This window comes from Lipingzhangella rawalii, from assembly GCF_031628175.1.
Classification (GTDB): Bacteria; Actinomycetota; Actinomycetes; order Streptosporangiales; family Streptosporangiaceae; genus Lipingzhangella_A; species Lipingzhangella_A rawalii.
This window is the reverse complement of the sequence record NZ_JAVLVT010000001.1, coordinates 673168-679797: the sequence shown is the minus strand read 5'-3', so window position 1 is coordinate 679797 and position 6630 is coordinate 673168. Positions and strand designations below refer to the sequence as shown.

Annotated in this window: 7 protein-coding genes and 1 pseudogene; 2 read left to right on the top strand and 6 right to left on the bottom strand. The window is 64.2% G+C overall.

What is annotated here, in order from left to right; genetic code table 11:
• Positions 1-279: hypothetical protein (locus RIF23_RS03015; RefSeq protein ID WP_310910759.1), on the top strand; the 279-nt coding region annotated here is incomplete at its 5' end.
• Between the two features lie 362 nt (positions 280-641).
• Positions 642-932: a Clp protease N-terminal domain-containing protein gene (locus RIF23_RS03010; protein WP_310910758.1), complete on the top strand. Its 291-nt coding sequence runs from the start codon at positions 642-644 to the stop codon at positions 930-932.
• A gap of 207 nt (positions 933-1139) precedes the next feature.
• On the opposite strand, the pseudogene RIF23_RS03000 reads toward RIF23_RS03010, so the two are convergent.
• The 6 genes and pseudogenes from RIF23_RS03000 to RIF23_RS02975 form a co-directional block, all read right to left on the bottom strand.
• A pseudogene (locus RIF23_RS03000) lies at positions 1140-4002 on the bottom strand (Tn3 family transposase).
• A complete protein-coding gene (locus RIF23_RS02995) occupies positions 3980-4189 on the bottom strand; it encodes a hypothetical protein (RefSeq protein ID WP_310910756.1) in 210 nt (69 codons plus the stop codon). Before RIF23_RS02995 ends, RIF23_RS03000 begins: the two are co-directional and overlap by 23 nt.
• 16 nt (positions 4190-4205) lie before the next feature.
• Entirely contained in the window at positions 4206-4388 is a 183-nt protein-coding gene (locus RIF23_RS02990) for an FAD-dependent oxidoreductase (RefSeq protein ID WP_310910755.1), read from the bottom strand.
• Between the two features lie 99 nt (positions 4389-4487).
• A complete protein-coding gene (locus tag RIF23_RS02985) occupies positions 4488-5213 on the bottom strand; it encodes an anti-sigma factor (RefSeq protein ID WP_310911232.1) in 726 nt (241 codons plus the stop codon).
• 8 nt (positions 5214-5221) lie between these two features.
• Positions 5222-5824: a sigma-70 family RNA polymerase sigma factor gene (locus RIF23_RS02980; protein WP_310910754.1), complete on the bottom strand. Its 603-nt coding sequence runs from the start codon at positions 5822-5824 to the stop codon at positions 5222-5224.
• Positions 5825-5945: 121 nt separating this feature from the next.
• On the bottom strand, positions 5946-6593 hold the full coding sequence (locus tag RIF23_RS02975; protein ID WP_310910753.1) for a fasciclin domain-containing protein: 648 nt from the start codon (positions 6591-6593) through the stop codon (positions 5946-5948).
• Positions 6594-6630 lie beyond the last annotated feature (37 nt).

Below are 6630 nucleotides of genomic sequence, written 5' to 3'. Positions count from 1 at the left end.
GGGGTGGACCGCCCACCCGCGCGATCCGTGACCTGCCCGAACGAGCATTACCCTTCTTCGGGATCAGCTGCAAACCAGACATATCAGAAACTTGAACAAGCCCTGTACCAGCACACCCTGCTGATACGCGAACTCACCCACATGGGTACCTCCGGACGCCAGCTCCTGGCCGCCTGGCGCGCCCAGGAGCTACTGCGTGCACTGCTGGTCCTGGCTCGCACCCGCACCGGCCGCATACCCACCTGCGCACAGATCGCCTGGCCACTGCACCGCTTCTAGGCCCATGTGGCCGACCATCCCCACCTGGGCGAGCTGGTCACCCTGTTCGAGACCGTCGAGACCTGGTGGGACGGTATCAAGGCCTACCTAGTCACTGGCATCACCAACGCCGCCACAACCGCCTGATCAAGCTCGAAGCACACAACGCCTTCGGATTCCGCAACCGAACTAACTAGCGCCTACGGTCACGCTGGGCTAGTACACCGCCGAACCCGCCGTCAAGTCATCCCCCATTAAATTCGAAGATCCAGTATACTTGCGAAATATCCTGCACGAGTTCTGCCATCGGTGTATCGGTGGCAGAACCACATCAATTAAGAGTTATTCGCCAGCCAGGGAAGAAATTAGCATTAGGAGGGGCGATGTCTGAAGACGAATGGCTCCCGATGACACCAAGATGCGCGTCAATCATCAAGTATGCAGGTGAGATATCTAGGTCAAAAGGATCCGGCTTCATAGGTGTTGAACATCTGTTCATTGCAATACTCAAGGACGAATCCAGTGTTCCTTGTCAAATCTCAAAAAATGAAATCGGAGATAGTGAGGTGGAGAGGCTCATAGCTGCTCTTCTCGAGTTCGTCAGCGCTGATGAATACACCAATACCATAGACAAGGATCTCCTTCGGCGCCTGGGGTTCGATAGTGGAGGGTGAACAGGACGGATTCTCGCTGAAGTGCATGGTGGTCCTTGAGGAGCATCTGGTGGAACACCTCGCGGCGGTTAGAAGTCCAAGCACGTGCGAGTACGGGTGTTCAGTTTTTCGGTGATCGCGGATAGATACGACTGGTGCTGAACGATGTCGGTGCCCTTGTGCAGATACTCACGGAAGGGCGGGGGCGTGTTGACCCTACTGGGTGACTCACCCAGTAAATGGATCTTCTTTATCGTGCGTGCTCGGCTCGCGCAGTGGGCGCAACCCCGTCTCGACTTCGGGCTGGGGGAAGGTATATGAGTCCAGAAAGTTGATGTGGTCGAAGCCCAGGGGCGATAGTCGGGCGCACATGTCCTCGGTGACGGGAAACCCGTCGGCGCGTAGCTGGGTAACAGCGGTGTCGATGTAGAGGCTGTTCCACCACACCACCGCGTTGAGCGCCAATCCCAGGGCGCCAAGCTGATCTTCGAGTTCTTTGCGGTAGCGCTGCTTGAGTTCGCCACGGTTACCAAAGCAGATCTTGCGGGCCAGCCCGTGGCGGGATTCCGAGACGTTGAGCTGGGCGGTGATCATGCGCCGGTAGCTCTCATCATGCAAAAACTGCAACAGGTGCAGGGTTTTGACGATGCGCCCGTAGTGAGCGAAGGCATCGCCCAGTCCGGTGGGGCGCCCCTCGCGCGGCAGCATGCGCACCAGGTCGTAGGCGCGCACCGTCCCGGTGGTCAGGGAACCGGCCACCCGCAGCATGTCCTGCCAGTGCGCCCGAATCTTGTCCAGGCGGATCCTGTGACGCGACATGGCATCCAGAGGGCCGTAGCTGGCGTGGGGTTGGTGCGCCACAGCCGGGTGTCACCCAGATCGGCGATGCGTGGAGAAAACTGATATCCACAGATCGCGAACAGCCCAAAGACAATGTCGGAGTAGGAGGCGGTGTCGGTGACGACGACCTCGGGCTTGGCTCCGCCGTCGCGGGCGTGGACGGCATCCAGGATGAACAGGGAGTCGCGCATCGTACCGGGCACCACCAGTCTGCCCAGGCCCATCACCCGGTCGTTGACCACGTTGAGCCACGTTTACGCAGCCCGAAGTGCTTGGGATTAGTTCGCGCGTGCAGGTTGGTGCTCGGTGTCACGAACCGCATGCCACCGGCCGAGGCGATCGGCCCGCCACCCCACGCCTTCACAATACCGATACAGGCCTGGGCCTCGATCATGCGAGCGTTGGCCGCACCGATGGTCTCGGCACGCACATATGCCTGGTCGACCTGGTGGAGACGGTGGCGACTCAGCGCCGCCACGCCGGGCTTTTCCACTGGAATCAGCCCGACGTTGCAAGCTTCGGCCACCAGCAGCGCACACAAGCTCACCTCAAACTCGCCCCGCGGCGCATCAGCTCCGGAGATGTGGGTGAACTCGCTGGTAAACCCGGTACGCCCCGCCACCTCCATCAACAGCTCGGGAAAATCCACCCGCGGCATCATCGCCGCCACCAGGGACCGCAGCTGTTGCATCAGCGGCGGCTCGGCCGCGGCCTGAAGCGGCTCAAGACGCAGCCGGCCACCATCGAATTGCACCGCAGTGTTGGCGCCCAACCCGTCCAAGACCCGGTGGTAACCCGCATCCAACGCTGAGGCGAGTTCAGTCATGTGGCCAGCCGGCTCCTCCTCCAATTCCAGGGTGCGCAACACCATAGGTCGAGCGGTCTGCCACGCGTGACCATCCAGTAGCCGGGCGCGCGGATCACCCCACCGATCGGCGTCGCGGGCGAAGACGTCACGGCGTTTGAGCGCCCGATGCAGGTGCTCGACCGTGCACATGATGAAGGCGGCCTTGTCGATGCGGGTGGCGTCCAAATCGGGGGTGGCAAAAATGGGGCGTTTCCAGGACCCACCGGTCAATGCGGCATGCTCAGCGATGTCCTCGACGCGGTCGTGCTTGCGGCTGCGCGCCATGGTCGCCGCGGTGCCCAGCGCGGCAAGGGCCGGGCGTCCGGCCTCGGTGGCCTCAAAGTCGATGACCTCCAGCACCAGCCCGATGAAGCCCTGCACCGTGCGGTAGCGCTTAACCAGCCGGGCACGCCATTCAGCGACCCCGTCGTCGGTGGAGGGCACCTGCGCAGCCACCATCGTGACCGCATCCCTAAGCTGCTCTCGGTTCACGACCTCCTCGATGGCGTTCCACACCTGCGGAAGCGAGACCACCCGTTCGCCGTGGGCCTGCGGGGTGGCCATGAGCACCTCCAAAGCCGAGGCCATGCGTTTTGCCGCGGAGCGCAGATGCGGCAACGCGTTGAGCTTGTCGTCATTGCCCTCACGCACCGACCGGTTAAGCAGCCGGGAAGTGATCAGCAGATCCAACACATCCAGGGCGTCATCGACCGAAGAGGTCTCCAGGCAGCGCACAGTGGCCAACAGCGTGGCCGTGTGACGGGGCTCGGTCAGATCCCGCGGGGTGGGGGCCTTGGACTTCAGCCCGTACTTGGCTAAAGTGTCCAGCTTCCCCGCGGGCACCTCGCCCACCTCCACCTTTCCCGCCCCGATTCCGGCGATGGAAGAGACACGATCCAACGCCTCAACCATGCCCCGGCTGGAGGTGCGTGTGGGTTCGGTACGTAGATTCTCCAGCTCCGAGACCCAGGTGTGCGGTGCAACCATCAATAGGTCGCTCATACGCGAGCGGACCTGGTGCGGATTACGTTCGTACAGCAGCGCATGCAGACTGGCGTTCTCGTCACGGTGAACCTGGGAGGCCACACGAGACAGCACCGTGAGCCCCGGCAGCAGCACCTTGTGGTCCAACAGATACACCACAGCCCGGTCGAACAGGACACGCGGCCACTCCTCGGTGGCCCATACCCGGGCAGCCACAAAGGCGCGCAACTCCTCCTCGCCGTCAGTGAAGTCGCGATACCCAAGAAGGTCCTGGATCTCTCAGGCGTGCTCATAGGCAGTCTTGGAACGGGTGCGATACTCCGCGGCACAGGCGGGATCAACCCCCAGCTGCTCAGCGACGAAGCCGATCACCTCATCAGACACCGCAGTGGGCGCATCAGACTGAAAGATCCCGAGCATGCGCACCGTGCCCCACTGCACAGCCCACCCCAAACGAGTCGCCGGCGTACTCCAGGCCACACTCCGCACAGGACACCGACAGGCTCATCTCGGTGGCGCGGGTTGTGACACCGAGTTCGGTGAACAGCCGGCGAAGCTGGGGATAGGTGCGTGGGTTGTGCACGATGAAGCCACTGTCCACAGACATGCGGGTGCCGGTGGCATCACGGAGCTCGTGGGTGTGCGCGTGTCCCCCCCAGCCGGGAGTCGGCCTCGAGGAGACTGACCATGGCCCCGGTACGTGTTAACGCATAGGCCGCAGTGAGTCCCGCAACGCCCGAACCGATCACCGCGATCCGCCGGGCACTGGTCTGGTGAACGCCGGTTGGCGACTCGGTGGCTGGCACTGGCGCCTCCTCTCTCCTGGGTATTCGGAGCCGGGAGAGTGGAGGATTGCTCGGTTCTCCCGAAATCCGCGACGAATTTCGGGAGTGTGGTGCTGTGGTCTATTCCTCGATCGGCATAGCCATCATGGGCTCGGTCGTGGGCTCGTCGGAGCCACCTCGTGGCTCCACCGTGACCGCGACGGCGTGCATGTTGGTGAGGGGCTCGGCGACCATCGGCTCCACCAGGCCGTCGGCGGCGACGTCGAGCACGCCCGCGGAGTGCGCCGTGCCGTCGCCTTCGGTCAGCCAGAGCTGATAGTCCTCCTCATCGAGGCGTTCCAGGCCGTGCGCGCTGAACACCAGCCGTTCCTGGCTGGGGGCGGTCACCATGGTGACGCTGACACCCTCTTCCGGGGCGGCGTGGGTCCAGGTCGCGTCCGGAGCGGCGAGAACCTCGGCGACCTGCCGTTCTGCTGTGCGATAGTTCTCCAACTGCCGGTGCTGATCCCACGCGATGCCGCCCAACGCGAGTATCACCACCAGGCACGCGGCCAGCGCGATCCCCGGGCCCCAACGTCGCCACCAGCCTCGTGGCCGTGGCTCCGCCGCGGGCTGTGGTGCGAGCTGGCGCGTTGTCGCGATCTGTTCCAGGACCCGACGGCGAAGATCGGCGGGCGGGGTGCGGGCCGCGACCGTCCCCAGCAACGCCGTGGTCTCGGTGAGTCCCCGAACCTCCTGGCGACAGGAGTCGCAGTGGCTGAGATGATCCTCGAACCGGCGCAGATCCTCTCCGGAGAGGGCGTTGAGAGCGTAGGCACCGGCCAGTGTGTGCAGGTCCTGGCGCATTCGTCCACTCACCGTTCCACCCCCAGGCAGTCGCGCAGCCGGATCAGACCGTCCCGCATGCGGGTTTTGACGGTCCCTAGGGACGCGGACAACAGCCTGGCGACCTCACGGTAGGTGTATCCACCGTAGTAGGCGAGTGTGACCGACTGTCGCTGGAGCTCGGTCAAGCTGTCCAGACAGCGACGCACCCGCTCGCGCTCCAACCGACTCGTTGCCTCCTCCTCCACCTGGTCGAAGGGAAGGGTGGCCTGCGCCGCTGCGGCCCGCTCCTCACGGTCACTGCTGGCCTGGGTGGAACGCACCCGATCCACGGCACGGCGGTGCGTGAGGGTCATGATCCAGGACAGCGCGCTCCCGCGGTGGTCATCGAACCGACAGGCGCTACGCCAGATCTCGACCAGAACCTCCTGGGCGACCTCCTCGGACTGGGCCGGATCCCGCAGAATCCGTCGGATCAGACCGTACACCGCCGGGCTGACCTGGTCATACAGTGCCTCGAAGGCCCGCTCGTCGCCACGGGCAACGGTGCGGATCAGTGCGTCCAGATCGGACTGCTGGCCGGTGTGCGCCCCCAGGGAATGCAGTCCGCCGGCAGCGGGGTCCTCGGTCATGTGTACTCCGTCACTGCTCCGTCACTGCTGTGCCGGTGACTGCTGCGCCATCGGGGTGAGGGTGGACCTGGTCGGGCCCGCCGCACCGCTGGGCCCGACCAGGAGTCTCGCAGATCTCGCCTCAGGGCATGAGGACCTCGTCGATGATGTGCACCGTGGCGTTGGCGGTCTGAACGTTGCCGCAGACCACGTTGGCCGCATCATTGACGGTGTAGTCCTCACCCGAACCGGTGGTGGTAACCTCCTCGCCCTGGAGCGAGGTGAAGCTGCCGTCCTCCAGATCGGACGGGGCGTGCGTGCCCTCCACCACGTGGTACGTCAGCACCTCGGTCAACTCGTCCTGGTCGTCCAACAGCGCGTTGAGGTCCTCCTCGGGAATCCCGGCGAAGGCGTCGTTGGCCGGCGCGAACACCGTGATGTCCTCGGCGCTGTTCAGCGTGTCAACGAGATCGGCCGTGTCGACGGCTTCCACCAACGTCGACAGCTCCGGATTATTGGACGCGGCCGTGGCGACGGGATCCTGGGCCATGCCCTCGAAGCTGCCATCGCCTTCGTCGGGGACGGCCGCACAGGCAGTACCGAAAGGCTCGTCCATGGCGGCGTCCGCATCGGTGTCGGTGTCTGTGTCCCGGTCCTGCTCGGTGTCCTCCCCCTGCTCTGTGTCCGCGCCGGTGTCGGCGTCGTCCTCCATGTCGGCGGTGTCGCAGGCTGCCAACCCGAAGGTGAGAACGGCCGCGGAACTCGCGACGATCAGCTGGGTGGTTCTCATTTCTCTGTCTCCTCACTGGGTGATTACCGTAGACCCG